This is a genomic window from Faecalibacterium prausnitzii (genome assembly GCF_003287405.1).
Classification (GTDB): Bacteria; Bacillota; Clostridia; order Oscillospirales; family Ruminococcaceae; genus Faecalibacterium; species Faecalibacterium intestinale.
The window spans coordinates 22411-41696 of sequence record NZ_PRLD01000005.1 but is presented as its reverse complement, the minus strand read 5'-3'; the positions used below and the strand labels follow the sequence as shown (position 1 = coordinate 41696).

The 19286-nt window shown below is 59.0% G+C and carries 20 protein-coding genes; 2 read left to right on the top strand and 18 right to left on the bottom strand.

Annotation, left to right across the window (positions count from 1 at the left end):
• Positions 1–35: 35 nt before the first annotated feature.
• From C4N24_RS06370 to C4N24_RS06315, 12 genes are all read right to left on the bottom strand, one after another.
• A complete protein-coding gene (locus C4N24_RS06370) occupies positions 36–1055 on the bottom strand; it encodes a glycosyltransferase family 2 protein (protein WP_112090752.1) in 1020 nt (339 codons plus the stop codon).
• A gap of 21 nt (positions 1056–1076) precedes the next feature.
• Positions 1077–2138 (bottom strand): acyltransferase family protein, encoded by a 1062-nt coding sequence (locus tag C4N24_RS06365; RefSeq protein WP_112090751.1) that lies wholly within the window; start codon positions 2136–2138, stop codon positions 1077–1079.
• 5 nt (positions 2139–2143) lie between these two features.
• Positions 2144–3523: an O-antigen ligase family protein gene (locus tag C4N24_RS06360; protein WP_112090750.1), complete on the bottom strand. Its 1380-nt coding sequence runs from the start codon at positions 3521–3523 to the stop codon at positions 2144–2146.
• 43 nt (positions 3524–3566) lie between these two features.
• A complete protein-coding gene (locus C4N24_RS06355) occupies positions 3567–4679 on the bottom strand; it encodes a glycosyltransferase family 1 protein (protein WP_112090749.1) in 1113 nt (370 codons plus the stop codon).
• A gap of 15 nt (positions 4680–4694) precedes the next feature.
• A complete protein-coding gene (locus C4N24_RS06350) occupies positions 4695–5894 on the bottom strand; it encodes a glycosyltransferase family 2 protein (RefSeq protein ID WP_112090748.1) in 1200 nt (399 codons plus the stop codon).
• A complete protein-coding gene (locus tag C4N24_RS06345) occupies positions 5891–7729 on the bottom strand; it encodes a GGDEF domain-containing protein (RefSeq protein WP_112090747.1) in 1839 nt (612 codons plus the stop codon). The genes C4N24_RS06350 and C4N24_RS06345 overlap by 4 nt, the downstream gene beginning before the upstream one ends.
• Entirely contained in the window at positions 7726–9024 is a 1299-nt protein-coding gene (locus C4N24_RS06340) for a hypothetical protein (RefSeq protein WP_112090746.1), read from the bottom strand. The genes C4N24_RS06345 and C4N24_RS06340 overlap by 4 nt, the downstream gene beginning before the upstream one ends.
• Before the next feature lie 46 nt (positions 9025–9070).
• Complete coding sequence (locus C4N24_RS06335) at positions 9071–10006, bottom strand: metallophosphoesterase (protein ID WP_242983198.1); 936 nt, start codon at positions 10004–10006, stop codon at positions 9071–9073.
• A gap of 220 nt (positions 10007–10226) precedes the next feature.
• Positions 10227–12038, bottom strand: coding sequence for a translation elongation factor 4 (lepA, locus tag C4N24_RS06330; protein WP_112090745.1), 1812 nt, complete (start codon positions 12036–12038; stop codon positions 10227–10229).
• A 19-nt stretch (positions 12039–12057) separates the two neighbouring features.
• Positions 12058–13260 carry an alanine racemase gene (alr, locus tag C4N24_RS06325; RefSeq protein ID WP_112090744.1) on the bottom strand — a complete coding sequence of 401 codons (1203 nt, stop codon included), beginning with the start codon at positions 13258–13260 and terminating at the stop codon, positions 12058–12060.
• On the bottom strand, positions 13241–14041 hold the full coding sequence (locus tag C4N24_RS06320; protein ID WP_112090743.1) for a tRNA 2-thiocytidine biosynthesis TtcA family protein: 801 nt from the start codon (positions 14039–14041) through the stop codon (positions 13241–13243). Before C4N24_RS06320 ends, alr begins: the two co-directional genes overlap by 20 nt.
• Positions 14038–14607 (bottom strand): hypothetical protein, encoded by a 570-nt coding sequence (locus tag C4N24_RS06315; RefSeq protein WP_112090742.1) that lies wholly within the window; start codon positions 14605–14607, stop codon positions 14038–14040. Before C4N24_RS06315 ends, C4N24_RS06320 begins: the two co-directional genes overlap by 4 nt.
• A 312-nt stretch (positions 14608–14919) precedes the next feature.
• On the opposite strand from C4N24_RS06315, the gene rplM reads away from it, so the two are divergent.
• Together rplM and rpsI are read left to right on the top strand one after the other, a co-directional pair.
• A complete protein-coding gene (rplM, locus tag C4N24_RS06310; protein ID WP_112090741.1) occupies positions 14920–15348 on the top strand; it encodes a 50S ribosomal protein L13 in 429 nt (142 codons plus the stop codon).
• Between the two features lie 17 nt (positions 15349–15365).
• Positions 15366–15764 carry a 30S ribosomal protein S9 gene (rpsI, locus tag C4N24_RS06305; RefSeq protein ID WP_005921092.1) on the top strand — a complete coding sequence of 133 codons (399 nt, stop codon included), beginning with the start codon at positions 15366–15368 and terminating at the stop codon, positions 15762–15764.
• 321 nt (positions 15765–16085) lie between these two features.
• Here the strand turns inward: rpsI and C4N24_RS06300 are convergent, their stop codons facing one another.
• The 6 genes from C4N24_RS06300 to C4N24_RS06275 are packed head-to-tail and all read right to left on the bottom strand — an operon-like array spanning position 16086 to position 19276.
• Positions 16086–16340 carry a phage holin gene (locus C4N24_RS06300; protein WP_112090740.1) on the bottom strand — a complete coding sequence of 85 codons (255 nt, stop codon included), beginning with the start codon at positions 16338–16340 and terminating at the stop codon, positions 16086–16088.
• Between the two features lie 4 nt (positions 16341–16344).
• Positions 16345–16563 carry a hypothetical protein gene (locus C4N24_RS06295; protein WP_112090739.1) on the bottom strand — a complete coding sequence of 73 codons (219 nt, stop codon included), beginning with the start codon at positions 16561–16563 and terminating at the stop codon, positions 16345–16347.
• Between the two features lie 5 nt (positions 16564–16568).
• Positions 16569–16982 carry a YcbK family protein gene (locus C4N24_RS06290; protein ID WP_112090738.1) on the bottom strand — a complete coding sequence of 138 codons (414 nt, stop codon included), beginning with the start codon at positions 16980–16982 and terminating at the stop codon, positions 16569–16571.
• An 11-nt stretch (positions 16983–16993) separates the two neighbouring features.
• Positions 16994–17671: an SGNH/GDSL hydrolase family protein gene (locus C4N24_RS06285; RefSeq protein WP_112090737.1), complete on the bottom strand. Its 678-nt coding sequence runs from the start codon at positions 17669–17671 to the stop codon at positions 16994–16996.
• 1 nt (position 17672) lies between these two features.
• Positions 17673–18695, bottom strand: coding sequence for an Ig-like domain-containing protein (locus C4N24_RS06280; protein ID WP_112090736.1), 1023 nt, complete (start codon positions 18693–18695; stop codon positions 17673–17675).
• Positions 18692–19276, bottom strand: a complete 585-nt coding sequence (locus C4N24_RS06275; RefSeq protein WP_112090735.1) for a hypothetical protein — start codon at positions 19274–19276, stop codon at positions 18692–18694. The genes C4N24_RS06280 and C4N24_RS06275 overlap by 4 nt, the downstream gene beginning before the upstream one ends.
• Between the last annotated feature and the right edge of the window lie 10 nt (positions 19277–19286).

The window sequence follows — 19286 nt, the reverse complement described above, 5'->3', positions numbered from 1 at the left end:
CCTGCTTGGCAGCGGGGGGATTTTTGCGTTCCTCTTCAGGTATTCTTGCGCTGATTTACACCCGAAAGCATCAGCACCGTGCGGTACAGCCGCAGCTTGAGCAGCAGCAGCTTTACCCGGTCGTTCCGGCTCTGCATGGCGTGCAGCGGGGTGCTGCGCACCGCTGTGCGCACCCGGGGCTTTTGCAGCGCACTGCGCAGCCAAGCAGTCTGCTCGGCAAGAGAAAGCGGGCTGCAGCCAAGGTTCTTGACCCCCATCATCAGGTCGCGGACGGTGCAGTAGTTGGCCTTTGCGCGGTGCATAGGGCTGTCCAGCAAGCCCCACGCGGCAACGGTGTCCCACACCGCATCGCTCAGGTAGAAGTTATCTTCCAGCCGTTCCGGGTGGTAGCGGTTGGACAGACTGCCCCGCCGGGCGATAACATAATGATACAGCGGCTTTTCCAGCACCACCAGACAGCCGGGGTTCTGGCGATAGAATGCTACGAAGAACATTCCATCCTCTCCCAGCTGATGGGGAGGAAAGCGCAGATGGTGCTGTTCCAGAAACGCTCTGCGGTACATTTTGTTTGCAGCCAGATACGAGGACGCCATCTTGTCGAAATGCTCCTTGAAGGGCTCGCCCCGGTACACGCCGGAAAAGGTACAGTGGTCGGTTTCAGAGTGCAGCAGCTTTCCGTTTTCATCGCAGATGTCGTAAAACATCCCAAACTCCACACAGTCTGCATCCGCGTCCCGGACGATATGGTACAGCACCTCTGCGGCGTCCGGCTCCACCCAGTCGTCCGGGTCCAGAAAAAAGATATACTCTCCCCGGGCGGCATCCAGACCCGCGTTGCGGGCAGCAGCTACACCGCCGTTGGGCTGGTCAATAAAGCGAAACCGCGCATCCTCGGCAGCAGCCTGTGCGCACAGCGCGGCGCTGCCGTCCTTGGAGCCATCGTTGATGAGGATGGCCTCGAAGTCGGTCAAAGTCTGCGCCCGCAGTGAGCGCAGCGCCCGGGGCAGCAGGCGCTCCATATTATAAATGGGCACTATAAACGTAATACAGGGCATGATCCCAACTCCTTGAAATGATTATCCCGGCAGGCCGAGCCGACGCAGCAGCGGACGCAGATGCAGCCGACCGGCAAGACGGCAGAACAGGTACGGCATTACCAGACTGACCGCACCGCAGACGAGAACTGTCCCTCCCGCAGAAACGCCCAGTTTTTCATACAGCACAAGCCCCGGCACTGCGCAGCAAAAGGGCTGATGATACAGATAGAACAGCATGGTGTTCTGCCCCAGCGGAACCAGCCGCCGCAGGGGCTTTTGCAACAGCACACACGCCGCCCAGATGCCCACACAGAACCCGCTGACCTTAAAATAGTCCACCCATGTGCACACAGCCTCTGCAAGCAGGCCGTCAGGCCAGACCATAGTGGGGAACAGCAGTCCCCACACCACCCATAGACCGCACAAGGCGCCAAAAAGCATCAGCGGCTTTGCGTGCTGTTCGGCCTTTTCACGCGGGAGCACACAGCCCAGAAAGAAAAACGCACCCTGCTGGAAATAACTTTTCACTGCCCAGAACCATTCGGTGAAAAGCAGCTGATAGCACGCGGGCAGCGCTACCACCAGCACCAGCTTTGCCGCCCGGGCTGCCGCCGGGGACAAGGCTTTGTCCAACAGCCATGCCGTGAGGACAAACCAGAACAGCGTAGGCAGATACCACAGATGAAAACCATAGGGGTTCTCGTTGCGCAGCACCAACCAGAGATATTCCGCAGGCTGTTTTAACTGGTATGCACCGCCGGACAGCAGCGCCCGCACCGGCGGCACTAGATTCGCCAGATAAAACAAAAAGTACAAAAAAGCCGAATATATACCCCAGGGCAACAGCAGGCTGTGCGCCTTTTTGCGCACGAACTGCCGGGCGGAAAAGCTGCGGTTCTTCTGCGCGGTCAGGGTGCAGCCCATACCGGAGAGCAGAAACAGCAGCGGGACGTGGAACCGGTAAACAAAGGTATAAGAAAACGCACACCATGGATGTGCGGCACGCATGGACATCCGAAAGGTATGACCGTAGATCACCAGCAGCAGGCCAATGGCCTTGGCGATGTCGATGTGATCCAGACGTTTGGTGGTTTGTGTCATCTCTGTCAGCCCTCCTGCATCAGAATATGGATGCGATCCCGCATCTCCTGCCGACTGTCCGGCATCCACACCTTGGGCTTCGGGGGCTTTTTGCGCTCCATTGCATAGGCAAGCGTCACCAGACGCAACGCCATCGTGCTCCAGAAATAAAAGGCAGTGTTATCGGTCAGATAGGTCACCGTCATATAGCCCAGTTCGCACAGATACAGCAGTGTGGTCTGCTGGTCTGCATAGTGCTGCCAGAACAGCGGGGTCAGAATATATTGAATGCCGGACCAGAGCAGAAAACCCGGAAAGCCCATTTCTACAAAGACCTTCAGGATATCGTTGTGGAAAGGAAAGGGCTGGTTGATAAGTCCCGCATCGTACCACTGGCTAATGATGGTATCCACATATTCAAAGCCATGGCCAAAATAGGTAATGGATAATTCATAGTAGGGGTTTGCCATGCTCCACAGGTAGTCCCGTCCCATCATATCTACGCCAACACTGTTCAAAAGCCTTGAAATGATGCCATTACGCACACAGTAAAGAAATGCCAGAAAAAACAGGATGCAGCACCCGCCCACTGTCGGGTAAACCCAGCTGGGCACCTTGCGCTTACGGAAAAACAAAGCAATCAGAACAAACAAGAGCACTGCCGGAATGGCGCTGCGCTTCATACCGACCAGAAAAAACCAGCAGCAGGCAAGCAGATACCGCCGACGTTTGCGTTTTTCCTGCTGAGTGTCATGGGGCGCAAAGACGGTATAATACAAAACCATCTGTCCGAACACAAAGGTCAGATCATGGATCTCCAGCTGCAGCGCGTAGCCGTCTGCATCGCCGAAGGTGACCAGACAGGTGATGAGAGACTGGAGGCTGGCTGCAACGCCATATCCGGGAACGCTCATCAGCATGATGGCAGTGTTGGTAATACAGATGCTGATGGTGAACAGTTCGATTGCCTTTTCCCGAAACAGATAGACCAGCGCCACGGCAGTAAGGATGGCAATGCTCTGGAACAAAAGCTTAGAACAGCTGCGGATCATGGAGGACACCGCAGCAAAGCTTTCGATCCAGATGACTATCGACCAGAAAAACAACGCCACCATCAGGGACATATACAGCAGGGTAGGCTTCCAGATCTCCCGGAAGCGCTTTTCGTCCGGGTAAAACAGAGCGTACAGCACCGCCAGCCCGATCACCCCCAGCGCAACGGCCTTGGGCAGACCGCCCACTGCACTGTTGATAGGTTTCCACTCCCCCAGCCCGGCACAGGACAAAAAGACCACGCAGCCGATGGTCAGCAGCCTTTGCCACAGCGGGCTGTCCTTATAAAATAAAGAGGCCGGTGTTTTCCGGCTATAATCCTTTTTGGTCAGGATCTGATCCAATGTGCGCATGAAAAAGGGTTCTCCTTTTGTAGCGGGTGTTCCCGCAGGTGACTTACGCCTCTCCGCTTAGTTGCAGGTACTGCTGCTGTAAGCGGGCGGCGGCGATGTTGATATCGTAGCCTGCCTGCCGGATCAGTTCTGCACCGGCAGAGCGGTCGCAGGGCTGTTGCAGCATCCGCTGCAAGCCAGCTGCCCAGTCTGCATTGCTGGCAGAAAGCGGGATCTGGATGGCATGGTCAGAAAGCAGCACCTCCTCCGGCACTGCGTCCGAAAATACGCACCCCAGCCCGGCAGCCTGCGCCTCGATGCCCACCACCGGCAGACCCTCGAAGCGGGAGGGCATGACGAAGAGATCCATCAACTGGTACCAGTCTGCCACATTGCTTTGCAGCCCGGCAAACAGGATATGGTCTGTGATGCCCAGTTCCTGCGCCTGTGCGCGGACAGCCGGTTCCAGCCTGCCGGTGCCGATGAGTACCAGCATTGCCCGGGGCTCCAGCTGCAAAAAGGCAGCAAAGATCTCCAGCAGACGTTCGTGGTTCTTGCGGACGTCAAAGCGCCCTACATGGCCAAGCACCACCCGATCCTCCAGCCCGTAGCGCGCCCGCATTTCGGCGCGGACGGCGGGGGAGAAGCGGAAGGTCTCCGGCTCGATGGCGTTGGGAATGATCTGTCCCCGGCGCTCCCAGTCTGCCTTGCCAAAATAATAGATGCCCGCATCCCGTCCGCAGGCCCACAGGTGGGTGGCCGCGCCGGGCAGCAGCTGCTTGCAGAACATCTTCAGCGGCCACTTGTAGTCCCGGACGATCCAGATATTATGGGCGTGGGCAATGCGCACGGGCAGCCCCGCCTTCTCCGCGCCCTTCAGGGCGTACAGCCCCATGGCCTCGTTGTGGGCGTGCAGGATGCGGATGCGGGGGTCTGCGGCCACGGTCTGCTGCACAAAGCGCAGATACGCCGGGTAATGCAGCGGGTCAAGCCCGGGGCTTTGGTAGATATGACCGCCCAGACGGCGGATCTCATCGTCGTAGTCGCCGGGCTTTTTCTTGTTGACGATAAAATCAAACTGAACCTTGCTGCGGTCGATATGCCGGTAGTAGTTCATCAGCATGGTCTCGATCCCGCCGCGGTCCATATTGCTGACCGAATGCAGCACTCGTATCATGGGGTACTCCTCACATTATAACAACTGAAATCTTCTGCCGTAGCGGCACCACAGCCCAAAGTCCTGCTGCCGCAGCGCACGGGTGCCCCAGCGAGCACGGCGGGGCAGTGCGCTCTCCTGCGGCAGCGCCTTGGCATACAGTGCGCAGCACAGCCGGAAAACGGCCTGCTGCGTTTCCTGCGGCAATCCAGATATGGTGGCATAGCAAAAAGCCGAAAGCTGCAGCGTCAGGCTGCAGCGGTACAGGGCATCGTGGGGCAAGCCCAGCGCGGCATCCTGCGCCAGCAGCTGCTCCATGATCCAGTAGCTCTGCACGGCTGCAGGGCGGTGCTGGCTGGTGGCGGTAAGTCCCTTGGGGTTTTTGCGCCACAGGTAGACGACCTCCGGCACAGAGACCACTGCTTTTGCCTGACGGAACACCAGAAAATGGATGATGGTATCCTCAAAGCAGGTATAGTAAGCCGGAAAGCGCACCTGTGCAAACAGCTCCCGCCGGTAGATTTTACCCCATGGCATTCCGGGCAGCTCAAATCGCTCCGGCGCAGCGTTACCGATGTAGACCGCCGCCGGGTAGCACTGCACCGGACCGTAGCTGCCATCCGTGTACAGGTACTGCCAGCCGCCCTGCACTACATCGGCATCAAGGCGCTGTGCGGCCTCCAGCAGGGTACGGATTGCACCGGGCAATAACAGATCATCGCTGTCCACGAACATCAGCCAGCGCCCCACGGCATGGCGCAGCCCTTCGTTGCGGGCGGCAGCAGCGCTGCGGGGTGCGATGCAATTGCACAGCACCACCCCGGGCTGTGCCCGGTAGCGTTCCAGCACAGCGGCTGTACCGTCGGTGGAATCGCTGTCCACCACGATCAGCTGCACGGTGCAGTCGGTATCCTGCTGCAAAATGCTGTCCAGACAAGCAGCAATGGTGGCTTCGCCGTTATACACCGGCACGATGACCGAAAGCGTCACCGCCGGGTCCTGCGGCGGCAGCGGCGGGCATTCCCCCTCCGCTGCGGGCTTCGGACACAATGCTGTCAGCGCAGCACGGTCGGCCTGTGTGCTGTCCGGCAGCGGTGCACCGCCCCGGTGCAGCAGATGGTACAACGCAAGGTCTGCGTGACCGCAGGCGGCGGCGCACACGGCGGCAGCACCCGCCAGCAGACGACTGTGGGTGCGGCATTGGATCAACTGGTAAGCGCGTCGGTTGCGGATCATACTCCACCTCTTTCGATCCCGGCAAGGGCAGAGCCGCCCTCCTCTGCGATCAGGGACATCTTTTTCTGCGCTGTGCGCACCAGATCCCGCACATTATAGATATCATCCTCCGAAGAGGTCGCCCATGCGGCGGTGAACAGGATGGGGTACTCCGGGTTCAGCTTGTTGTACTCGTCCACCTGACTTTGCAGGATGCGGATCATGACCTCTGCCTTCCGGCTGCTGCACTCACCAAAGAAGGCAAGGAACTTGCCCGCGCCGTTGTAGCCCACCGTGCCGTCGGTATCACCCATCAGCTGCAGCAGACCGGAAAAATCCTTCAGGATGCCATCGCCTACATGGTAGCCAAAGCGGCGGCTCATATCGGACAGATTATCCAGCTGCAAAGCAAAGCAGGTATAATCTTCCGGCAGGATGCGGTCTGCCATACTGCTGATATAAACATTGAGCTTTTCGCGGTTGGGCAGCCCGGTCTTTTTGTCCACATACAGCAGATAATCCACGATATCGGAGATACGGCCCAGCAAAACGGCACCGCAGCAGCCGATGACGAAGAACAGCACCAGCGCCAGCATCAAATACAGCTTGACGTTGATAGCAGCAGCAACCTGCACCGAGCTGATCATCTTCAGATAATCCGCGCTGATGTACAGGTTCAGCTCCTTGCTGCTGGTATTGATGATCTCGTAGTAGCGCTTCAGCTGTGCCTCGTAGTCATTGATCAGGCTTTCCATCTTGGCGTGCTGCTCGTCTGTGCCGCCAAAATCCACGTTGCGGAAGCTTTGCAGGATCTCCTCCTGAAACTGTCGGTCGATCTGGCTGGCAGCCACCTGCTGTTCCAGTGACACCAGTTTCAGCACCAGACCGTCGTAGGTGGTCTGTGCCTTATCGCCCGCGCCCTCCAGCTCGATGTTGCCCAAGATGTAGTCCGAGGACACCACCTCGCCCCGGTCGGTAAAATAGTTTTGCAGCAGGTCGGCGTTCTTGTACACATACTGGTCGGTCAGAGCCCACAGGCTGTCCCGCTGCTCGGTGGAGATCTGTTCGTTCTGCTTTGCAGTCTCGATGCAGTTGGCCAGATACTCCTGCAGCACCGTGCCGTCCCGCACCTGCGGACCGTTGAGCACATAGGCGTACAGCTCTGGGATGGTGTATTTTTTAAAATCGGAATAGATATCGCACAGGTCTGCATAGGTGTAGCCGGTGCGGGAGGAGCGGAAGTCCGGGTAGTGCTCCCGCTTATTCAGCAGATAGTCCTGCATCTCGTTGGTATCGTTTTCCAGAATGCGGATGCACTCGTAGTAGTCGTAGCCGTTGTCCAGCAGACCGGAGGATGGGTTGAGCGAAAGCTTCTGCTCCACATATTTTTCCGTATAATAGGTGCAGTAGCTCTGGATGATAGCATCCAGCATATTGCGGGCATAGCCCGCGCCCAGCGATCCGTCTACCACAAGGCTCACCTTGTAGGTGTCGGGGAAATAGGTCACCTCTTCGCCCTTATCCAGCAGTGCCTCATTGATAGTCTGCTGATCCTCTGAAATCACCGGGGTCACCGAAATGTTGGAACGGATGGTGCTCAGCCGCCCGGAAGCGCCCAGCGCATCCATGGCTTGCGAAATGACCGTGGAGGAATAGATCTCGTTGACATCCAGCTCGCTGCCGTCCGGGGTGTAGCCGTCCGAGATACCGTCGTTGGTATAGCGGATGATGACCGATGCAGTGTACTTCTGCCGACCGTCCGCATACAGGTAGATGGCGGCCGCACCTGCCAGCGACACCAGAAAGATCAGCAGGCTGAAACGCTTCAGATAGCGCAGGATCTCAAACTTTTTCATTTGTGGTGCCTTACCTTTCTGCGTTTCCGTTCGTGGAGCAGCCATGCGCCGCCCAGCATCACGGCAACAGACTCCATCAGGGTCTTTTTCGGGCTCAGCCGCTGGATAAAGGAGGATGAACCGTAGCTAAAGGTGATATAGTTCTGGGATTTATACTTGACGTAGGCTTTGTCCAGCACGAACAGCTGCTCCGAGATCTCGTTAATGGCAGCTTCCAGCTTGTTCACCATGGCCTGTGCCTCGGCCAAGCGCGGCTGCCCGGCATCCAGCTCCCGGATCTTCTGGATCACATAGTTCGTGCTCACGATCTCGGACTGGTAATCGGTGGCATCGGACAGAGAAGCGTCTGCCGAGCGCGCCAGCGCGTCCATGGCGGTCTTGGTGCGGGACATATAGTATTCGCTGTCCTCATCCACGGTGGGGATCATCATGATGGAGGTCATGGACTTTTCGTAGATGGAAATGCCCTTTTTATCGGCGTCATAATAAGCCTGCTGAGTGCGCATGGCAAGATCGTCGATTTTGTTCTTGTATTCCAGAATGCTGGTCAGCATGGACGGGTCGCGGGCAACGCCGCCCTCAATGACAAAGGCCATGGCATTGGGTAGATCGTAAGCTACCAGATTGTTGATCTTTTTACCCAGCGTGGTAAAGTTGTTGGTGGCAGAGTCGGGGTTTGCCTCGTCCGTAAAGCTTTTGTTCTCCTGCAGACGAGCGTTCAGGTAGCGGTTCAGCCCCTCAGCGCGCACCTCCAGCTCGTTCAGCCGCAGATAAGGCTCACACGCAGAGGTCACGTCCAGCTTTTCCTTCAGCAGGCTCTGGTTGTCGCAGTAGCTGCTCTGAAAGATCTCCCGGTAGGATTCGCACACGCTCTGCAAAAGATCCATGGGCTTGCGGCTGCCAAGCTCCAGCTTGCGGGTATTGATGGAAAGATAGTAGTTGGTGCTGATATACTCGCTGCCATTGGCGCTGCCGGTGCCTTCCGGGCTGAGGTAAAGGCACTCCGCCAGCTGAGATGCCGTCAGGCTGTCCTGCAGTCCCACCCGCCGGATGGCGCGTTCCATCACCTCGTCCGAAACGATCTCGTAGGCGTTGAAGCGGGTCTTGTTGGGGTTCATGCCAAGCGCCGCCTCGGAGTAATTGAAGGAGATGCTGGCAGTGGCGCTGTCCGCACTTTTGAAATAGTGAACCAGCCCGAACAGACAGCACAAGGTCAGCAGGCAGAAAAACAGACGGTATTTATTGATCCAGATATGGCGCAGCGCCTGTTTGATCTTTTCTTTGATGTCATCCATGGCATTCTACCCTTTTGCAGCGGCCTGCACGCGCGGTGCAGACTGCTTAGTCGATGTCAATGACCGAAAGCTCCGGCACGTTATTGATGCGGGGCACCCAGCTGGAATCGCCCAGTCCCCGGCTTACGATGAGGGTGGCGTTGTTGGCAAGCTCATAGCTGCCACCGGCATAGTCGGGCAGAAAGCCCTCCTCGGCGCTATAAAGCGGGCCGATCTTCGGCAGCCGCACGATGCCGCCGTGGGTGTGCCCGGCCAGACCCAGTTCAAAGGAATAATTTTCCAGATGCTCAGGAAAGTAGGTGGGAACGTGTGCCAGACAGATGCGCAGATCGTAGTCTGTCTGCGGCTCCACGCTGTCCATAAAGGTGCTTGCTCCGTAATTATAAAAGTCCTCCGGGCTGCCCTCCACACCCAGAATGCTGATGACATTGTCGCGGACGGTATAGCGCGCTTCCTGATTGCGCAGGATGGTCACCCCGGCGGCGGTGAACTTTTCCACCAGAGCCTGATCGCCGTCCAGAAAATACAGCTCGTCCTCATGGTTGCCCAGCACCCCGCATACCGGCGCGATCTCGCTCAGCTGACTGCACAGGGAAAGCATATTATCATAGCTGGAACCTTCGCCGTAGGTCACAAGATCGCCGCCCAGCAGGATCAGATCCGGGGCAAGGCTGTGGATATCCTGCACCAGCTCGCAGTTATCCTGCCCGTACTCCCGCAGATGTAAATCGGTGAGAAAAACGACCCGGCAGCTCTGGGTCAGCTTGCGGGAATGGATCTGATAAAACTCTGCGGTATAGTGGGTACGGTTATAGCAGATATTCTGCCACAGCGCCCCGCCGATCAGAGCGAGCAGAGCAATAAAGATCAGCAGGGTCAGCAGCACCTGCTTCCACCGGGAAGCCGGTGCCTGTGCGCAGCTGCCGCTGTGTCTGCCGTTTTGCGCTGCGCCTTTTCCGTGCTTTGCTTTGATAAAGGCCACATCCTTTCTGTGGGGGAACGTTGCAGGGAGACGCGCGCGGCACAAGGCCGCAGCCCATCTCTCCAAAAACGGATACATAAATTTATATATAAAGAAATTATAACATATTTAGAGTGAAAAGCAAAGAGTGCATCTCTGCCATGAGCGGATTTCACATTTGGGAGTTTCCCATAAAAAAGGGATGCCGCAGCGCAGCATCCCTTTTTTGCATATTTGCGGATCAATCGTCGTCGCTGTCCAGCTTGAGCACGGCGGTAAAAGCTTCGCTCGGCAGGGAAACGCTGCCCAGCTGACGCATCTTCTTTTTGCCTTCCTTCTGCTTTTCCAGCAGCTTCTTTTTACGGGAGATATCGCCGCCGTAACACTTGGCCAGCACGTCCTTGCGCATGGCCTTGACCGTCTCGCGGGCAATGATCTTGCCGCCGATGGCTGCCTGCACCGGGATCTCGAACAGGTTACGCGGGATGTTGTCCCGCAGCTTTTCGCAGATGCGGCGTCCCTTGGCGTAGGCGTTGTCCCGGAACACGATCATGGACAGTGCGTCCACGGGGTCGCCGTTGAGCAAAAAGTCCAGCTTGACCAGATCGCTCTCGCGGTACTCCTTGAACTCGTAGTCGTAGCTGGCGTAGCCCCGGCTGCGGCTCTTGATGGCATCAAAGAAGTCGTACACGATCTCGCCCAGCGGCAAAGCATAGTGCAGGTCCACCCGCACATCGTCCAGATACTTCATATCGATCAGCACGCCGCGCTTGCTCTGGCACAGATCCATCAGACCGCCCACATAGTCGTTGGGCGTGTACAGGTGCACATCCACAAAGGGCTCTTCCTGTTTGACGATATTGCTGGGATCCGGGTAGCTGGAAGGGTTGTCGATCATTTCCACCGTGCCGTCGGTCAGGGTCAGACGGTAGCGCACGCTGGGGGTGGTGGTGATGATGTCCAGATCGAACTCCCGCTCCAGACGCTCGGTGATGATCTCCATGTGCAGCAGACCCAGGAAACCGCAGCGGAAGCCGAAGCCCAGCGCGGCACTGGTTTCCAGCTCAAAGGTCAGGGAGGCGTCGTTCAGCTGCAATTTTTCCAGCGCGTCCTTCAGGTCGGGGTACTTGGCACCATCGGCAGGGTAGATACCGCAGAACACCATGGGCTTGACCTGACGGTAGCCGGGCAGCGCTTCTGCGGTGGGGCGCTCTGCCAGCGTGACGGTATCACCCACGCGGGTGTCCTGCACCGTCTTGATGCTGGCGGTCAGGTAGCCTACCTCACCGGCCTGCAGTTGGGCGCAGGGAGTCAGGGCGGTGGCGCCCATGTGACCCACCTCCACCAGCGTGAACTCTGCGCCGGTAGCCATCATGCGGATGGTGTCGCCGGGCTTTACCGTGCCCTCGAACACGCGGATGTAGACGATGACGCCCTTGTAGCTGTCGTAGATGCTGTCGAAGATCAGCGCCTTTAAAGGTGCGTCCGGGTCTCCGGTGGGAGCGGGGATATCGCTGACCACACGCTCCAGCACCTGATCGATGTTCAGGCCGGTCTTGGCGGAGACGCGGGGCGCATCCATGCAGGGCAGGCCGATCACGTCCTCCACCTCCTGCGCCACCTCGTCCGGGTGGGCACTGGGCAGGTCGATCTTGTTCAGGATGGGCACCAGTTCCAGATCGTGCTCCAGTGCCATATAGGTGTTGGCCAGCGTCTGCGCTTCCACGCCCTGCGTGGCATCCACCACCAGAATAGCGCCCTCGCAGGCAGCCAGACTGCGGCTGACCTCGTAGGCAAAGTCCACATGACCCGGGGTATCGATCAGATTGAACTCGTAGGTCTTGCCGTCCTTTGCGGTATAGTTCATGGTCACGGCACGCGCCTTGATGGTAATGCCGCGCTCGCGCTCGATATCCATGTTGTCCAGGATCTGGTCTTCCATAGTGCGCTCGTCCACGCTCTTGGTCAGTTCCAGAATGCGGTCGGACAGGGTGGATTTGCCGTGGTCGATATGTGCAATGATGCAGAAGTTGCGGATGTTGTCTCTTGCCATGTAGTTCCTCCGGGCAGCTTTATGCTTCTAAGATCCAGTCCTCCACGGCCACGATCTGTCCATGGTCGCGGTAGACGCGGGGCACGCGGCGGGAAACGCCGCACAGCACTTCGTAGGGGATGGTATCGGTCTTGCGGGCAATGGTCTCTGCGGTGTCGCTCACGGTGCCGCCCCACAGGATGGCTTCGTCGTCCTCGCGCACTTCCGGCACGTCGGTCACGTCCACCATCATCTGATCCATGCACACCCGCCCCAGCACCGGGCAGGCCTTGCCGTGGATCTCCACCACGCCCTTGCCGCAGCTCAAAAGCCGGGGGTAACCGTCGGCATAGCCGGTGCAAAGGGTGGCTACCTTGGTGGGCTTTTCGGCGGTAAAGCGGCGGCCGTAGCTGGCGCACTGGCCGGGCTGCATCTCCTTGATCATGCTCACCACGGTCTTGAGGGTCATCACCGGCTTAAAGCGCCCAAAGCGTACCTCGTCGCTGGGGTCGTAGCCGTACAGGATGATGCCGGGGCGCGCCATGCAGCGCTCCCGGGGCAACCCCTCCGGCCAGTCCGGGTGCAGCATAACCCCGGCAGAGTTGTCGCAGTGCACAAGGGCGGGTTCCCGCCCGGCAGCTTTCAGCGCGTGGAAAGCTTTCACGAACAGTGCGTGCTGCTCGGCAGTATAGGCCACATTCTCCGGGGCAGTGTCATCAGCCACGGAAAAATGCTGGAACAGGCCGGTCATTTCCAGCCCGGGCAGCGCACAGGCTTCCAGCATCTCCCGGATGGCGGCGTCAAAATCGGTGCGCAGGGCAAAGCCGATGCGCCCCATACCGGTGTCGGCCTTGAGGTGGATGTGCACTCTGCCGCCCGCCGCCACGGCAGCTTCGCTCAGGGCGCGTGCCTGCGCAAGGGAGTAGCAGGCCACGGTGATGTCGTTCTGGATCAGGGCGGCGGCGTAGGCGGGCTGCACATGACCCAGAATGAGAATGGGCAAAGTCTGCCCTGCCTTGCGCAGCTGCACAGCTTCGGTCAGGCAGCTGACCGCCAGCCATGCGGCACCCTCCTCGGCGAACACCCGGGCGCACTGTACCGCGCCGTGGCCGTAGCTGTCCGCCTTGACCACTGCGCACAGGGGCAGTTCCCCTGCCCGGGCTTTTACCTCCCGGAAATTATACCGAAGGGCCTCGAGGTCGATCTCGGCCCAGACGTGTTTTTCAAATGGTTGTTTCTGCATGATCTGTTTCCTTTTTTGGTACGATAAAGCTGCCCCGGCCCGTGTGGACGGGACGCCAGCCGTCAATGCCGCTCTCCTGCAAGGCATGGAGGGTCTTTTGACGGAAGGCGTGGTCGGTGCGGCAGCGCTCCTGCACAAATTCTTTGGTCTGTTCCCGCACGGTAACGCCGTCGGCGGGACAGCGGCTCTTCACGATGGGCAAGCCCGCCTCCCGCACGGCGCACTGCACCTCGTACTCGGTAGCCAGCAGCATGGGGCGGATGAGGGTGAGATCCCGCTGGGAGAGGTAGGTCACCGGCGAGAAGCAGCCGATGCGCCCCTCCCGCCAGAGGTTCATATAAAAGGTCTCCACGGCATCGTCCAGATGATGTCCCAGCGCCACCTTGTTGCAGCCCAGCTCCTGCGCGGCGGTGTGCAGCGCACCCCGCCGCAGCTTGGCGCACAGGGCGCAGGGGTTCTTCTCCTTGCGGTACTCGAACACCACAGGGCCGATCTCGGTGCGGCGCACCTCGTAGGGGATGCCGTGCTGCCGGAACAGCTCTGCCAGCGCCGAGTAGTCCATGGGCTGATGGTCAAACTGCGGGTCCAGCGTGACCGCCACCACCTCGTAGTCAAAGCCGATGTACTTGCGCAGCATGGAAAGGCCGATGGTCAGCGCCACGCTGTCCTTGCCGCCGGAAACGCCCACCATCACCCGGTCGCCGGGGGCGATCATTTCATAGTCCTGCACGGCCTTGCGCATCAGGCCGCAAAGCCGCTGCATTGCACGAAGATCACTCATGACAGGCTCACACTTTCTACCAGATTGACCACATCGCTGATGGACGCCAGCTTTGTCAGCGCCGAAACATAGACCACATCGCCGCTGTCGTAGGTGATGGTGGCCAGCACGGCGTAGTAGGTGCGGATATCGCAGCGCACCGCCTCTACGGCTGCACCCTCCACGGTCAGGTTGACCTTGCGGGGCTTGATGACACCATAGGCCTGCTTGAGGTCGGCTTCCGAATCCTCAATAAAGTTGTCGTAGCTGTCGGCGGTGCCGCGCTGCAGCAGCACGGCCTGATAATCCTCGCTGTCTGCCGTATCGGCGGTGGCAAGTTCCAGCACGGTGCCGAGGGTTGCGTCCTCGGTCATGCGGCACACGCTCCACACGCTGCTGTCGTAGTAGACAGAGACGCCGTTCGTGCCGGTATAGTGGGTGTCGGGTGTCGCGGGGGTCTGCCGGTTCACCAGCAGGGTAAGCACCATGTAGGCTGCGATGCCCAGACAGATGAAAATGGCCATCGCCGTCAGCAGCCTGGAGCTGCGGCGCTGCGCCGAGGAAGTGCGGTCGATCTCATTTGGCATGGATGTATTCTCCTTGTGTTGGCAAGGCGGCGGTACGCCGCCCATATCCTTTATAGTATACCACAACCGCAGCGGGATTTGTAGCGGGCAAATGGCAAAAATATGCCGGGGCGGGCAAAAAACTTTTGCAAAAATCGAAATTTAGAAATCAAGAGAATTCAAGAGAAAACAAGCGATTTTGAGAGTTTCAAAAAATTCCGCTGAAAAAATCCAAAAATCATGTTGACAGGCGCGTTTTTGTGTTGTATACTGACACTCGCGCCCCAAAAGGGCGCCTGAAACGTACAAAAAGCTTATCAGGAGGAAATAGATATGAGCACTACTCTCGTAAAGCCCGCTGAAGTCGAGCGTAAGTGGTACCTGCTCGACGCTGCCGGCAAGAGCCTGGGCCACGTCGCTGCTGAGGCCGCTGTTCTGCTGCGCGGCAAGCAGAAGGTCGATTACACCCCCAACGTGGACTGCGGCGATTTCGTGGTTGTCATCAACTGCGACAAGGCTGTTCTGACCGGCAAGAAGGCCGAGCAGAAGTTCCACATCACCCACAGCAAGTACATCGGCGGCCTGAAGAAGGTCCAGTACAGCAAGCTGATGGCTGAGAACAGCGATCTGGCTATGACCTACGCTGTCAAGGGCATGATCCCTTCCAACACCATCGGTGCTAAGGCTCTGACCCGCCTGCACTGCTACCAGGGTGCCGAGCACGCTCACGCTGCTCAGAAGCCCGAGAAGATCGAGTTCTAAGAAGGAGGCAATCGAATATGTACGAAACCAAACCTTATTTCTACGGCACTGGTCGTCGTAAGGATTCCGTTGCCCGCGTTCGCGTTTACACCGGCACCGGTAAGATCACCATCAACGATCGTGATATCGACAACTACTTCGGTCTGGAGACCCTGAAGCTGATCGTCCGCTCTCCGCTGGTCCTGCTGGGCCTGGAGGGCAAGTACGACGTCGTCGTCCGCGTTTCCGGCGGCGGTGTTTCCGGTCAGGCTGGCGCTATCCGTCACGGCCTGAGCCGCGCCCTGCTGCAGCAGAGTGACGAGAACCGTCCTGTGCTGAAGAAGGCTGGCTTCCTGACCCGCGATCCTCGTATGAAGGAGCGTAAGAAGTACGGCCTGAAGGCTGCACGTCGTGCTCCCCAGTTCTCCAAGCGCTGATTATATTTCAGATGCACTTTTACGGCTCTGCTTCGGCAGAGCCGTTTTTTTGTTGCCCACCTTCCCGGAGAACTGGGGAGTACGACTGCGCATCTCCGGCGGTTGCCCCGCAAGGGGCGAGCCGGAGGCGCTTATAAATCCTTGCTCAAGCATCGCGTGCAGGGCGCAGCCCTGCCAGCGATGCTCCCCAGTTCTCCAAGCGCTGATTATATTTCAGTATGCAACTTTACGGCTCTGCTTCGGCAGAGCCGTTTTTTGTTGGCTGTATCTTGCAACAGTAGAGCCCCTGCACAGCAATCTGTGCAGGGGCTCTGTTACTTTTTACTTCTCCTTCCGCAGCTTTTCCAGATAGCCGTCGGCCTCAATGGCCTCCGGGGTGAAGGAGTTATTCTTCCACCAGCCCGCAAGGGCGGCGGCCACGGTCAGACCGGTGGTCACCAGCTGCTCCACGGTGGCGCTCTCAATGGGCAGCATGGGTTTTCCGCAGGCGCTCAGCACCTGATTGGTCAGTGCCAGCGCCAACGCAGCCGTGCGCGCCAGCGTGGCGGCAGAAATTTTGCAATGGGTATCGTTCATAGCTTCAGTTCCTCTCTTTCTCCAGATCTGCGATGCGGTGGTTCGCCACCTTCATCTGTTCTTCTAAAATGGGTACGCGGCGGGCAAAGTTGTTATGCTCCCGCACCTCCCGGGTCAGCTCCTCCAGCTTGGTGTCGGTCACCGCCTGACTTTTGCCGTTGGCGATCAGCACACCGATCAGGGTCACTGCACCGGCAAGGATGGCCGAGATGATGCTCTCCATCGCGCTCACCCCCTCCACCGGGCTTTTTCTGCCCGGGTGTCCACGTGCACCCAGCCGGCGGCTCTGCCCGCCTTTGCCGGGTATCTCCCCACGCCGCCGCAGCCGTGCAGCAGGCGCTCGGCACAGGCGGCTACCTCCTCTACGCTTGCGCCCTGCACCCGGATATCTGCCGCCCGTCCGTACAGATGCTGGCTGAACCTCGTCCCGCCCGCTTTGGCGTTGTGCGCCGGGGTGCGGTAGCCGCTGGTAATGGTCACCGCCTTGCCAAAATGCGCCCGCAGCTGCTCCAGAAGTTCCACCAGCGCTGTGTCAACGAAAACCGGGTCGCTGCCGTCTTTACAGCGGAACTCCTGCACCCTGAAATGGGGCGAGAGGTACGCTTCGCCGTCCCGGGCAAGAGAGTATGCCTGCAATGCCATTGTGTCCCCCCTTACAGCCGTTTCAGCAGCGCAGCGATGGGCTCCATGTAAAACCGCTCGTAGCCGGCCTTGTTGGGGTGTGTGCCATCAATCGTGTACTTGTCGCTCAGCTCGCTGACGCCGTGGGCACCCATGGGCGGGGCGCATTCCTCAATATCCACATAGGGCACACCCCACTTTTTAAGCGCCGCAAGGATCGCGGGCTTGTAGGTCTTGTACCAGTTTTCGCTGCTGGCAAACAGTCCGCCGTGCGGGAACACATAGGCCACACGCTTATCACTGCGTTTTTTGGCCAGATAGTCCAGCATCGCTTCCAGCGTACCGATCGTGTCCCCCGAATAGAACGCCGGATCAAAGCTTCCGTTCAGCGCGCCTAGCTTGGCATTGTTCCATGCATCATTCACGCCGCCCTCCAGCAGGATGTAGTCTGCCTTTTCCAGCTCCGTAGAGCTTTTCACGGTCATGCCGATGCTGGTGCGGTAACCGCCGTTCACATTGTCAGGGACCAGTGTCGCCAGCGTTGCACCGTCCACCGCTTCGTTGATCAGCTGCATTCCGTACCGGTCTGCAATGCACTTGCCGTAGCCGCCCGCGCTGCCCTTGCCATAGGCGATGCTGTCGCCTGCAACGTACAGTGTTTTTCCCGCCAGCGGGTCGATGATCTGACCGTTGATGTCGTATATCTCCATCTTACCACCCCTTATTGATATATGCTTTTATCCGGTTATCACTCAGCAGGCCCTTGTACACCTTGCACTGATACAGTGTGCCCGGCCAGAACTGCTGCTTTTTGCTGCCGTCCGCGCTCTGTGCCGCACCGATCAGGAAGGTCTGGGGCACATCGGTGATCCTGCCATTGCTGGTCAGCCATTCAGTCATCGGGCAGTAGGTGCTGCCGCCGCGGTACTTTTTACCGTCAATCTGCACCACATACCGCGTGCGGGTCTTGAGGTGCTCGATGCTGTCCGACAGGGTAACGCCGCCGTAGTTGTAGTAGGCGAACTCCGTCTTATTATTCAGCGGACTGCTGGTGGAGTTGAAGCCGGGCAGGTTGGCGGTGCTGCCGGTCTCGGTCAGGCAGTGCAGGAAGGCTGGCCATGTGCTTGCATCAAAGTTGTCCCCCGCCTTTGCGTCCACCAGAATGGTGTACTGCGGCGACTCGGTGGAAGCGTGCTCCAGCAGCTTCAGACCGGTATCAAAGCCGCTGGTCAGCTCCGTTTCGGCGGGCAGAGTGTAGATCAGCTGTGCTGTCTCCGCCTGCGCAATATTCACCGTGCAGCTGGCGCTCTTGCCGCCTACCGTAGCTGTCACCGTGCAGATGCCGGCCTTCACGGCAGTCACTGTGCCGCCTGCCACCGTAGCAAGACCGGCGGGCGAAACGCTCCACCACACCAATTTGTTGGCAGCGTTCGCGGGCAGCACCATGGCGGTCAGGGTCTGGCTCTCGCCCTCGCTCAGGTTCAGGATCGCGGCGCTCAGGCTCACGCTCTGCACGGGAACATCCTGCGCACTACCGCCCCACTCTGCCCGCAGGGCATTCAGGGCAGACTGTGCATCGCCGGTCTTGTAGGCCGCGTTTTCAAACAGGGTCAGCAGCAGTTCCTTTGCACCTGCGGTAAAGCCGCCGGCTGCTGCAATGCCCTCCTCCATGTGGTTCAGGTGGGCAGCCGTCAGGGTCTGGCCGTCCACAAAGTTTTGTTTTTCGTAGCTCATTCGTTCCTCCCTAAGCTCATTTTTCCAAGGATCGCCCGTCCCAGCACGGCAAAAACGTTCTCCTTCGGCGGCTGCGGGGCGCTCCACAGCGCTTCCAGACGGGCATAGGCCGTCATGGCTGCGTCATTGCCCGCCGCCAGAAGCCGCAGCACTGCCAGCAGCGCCTGTTTTTCCTCTGCGGAAATGCCGCCCGCGCCCAGCAGCCTTACCAGCGCCTCCCATGCAGAGGTAGCCGGTGCGGGCAGTGCACCCTCTGCCGTGCCGCTGTTGGCACACACTTTACACCGCACATCGGCGCTGGTCACGGTGCGGCTGCCGTCCGACCCCTCAAAGGTGATGCAGCCCGCACCGGGCACGGCCGTCACCGCCGCCGGAACCTCCAGAACGCCGTTTTCCACAAGCTGGGCTGCACTTGCACCGGGGGTGTGCCAATGGGCGCACACGGTCAGTCCCTTCCACTCGCCCCGCTGCTCGATACGCAGCCGGTAGTTGCCCCGGTTGCCCGCATACCCCAGCAGCAGCTGCCCGCCGGGCACGGCTGCCGCGCCGTTTTTGTCCAGCCGGATGGTCATCTCGTTCATGCCGCACCAC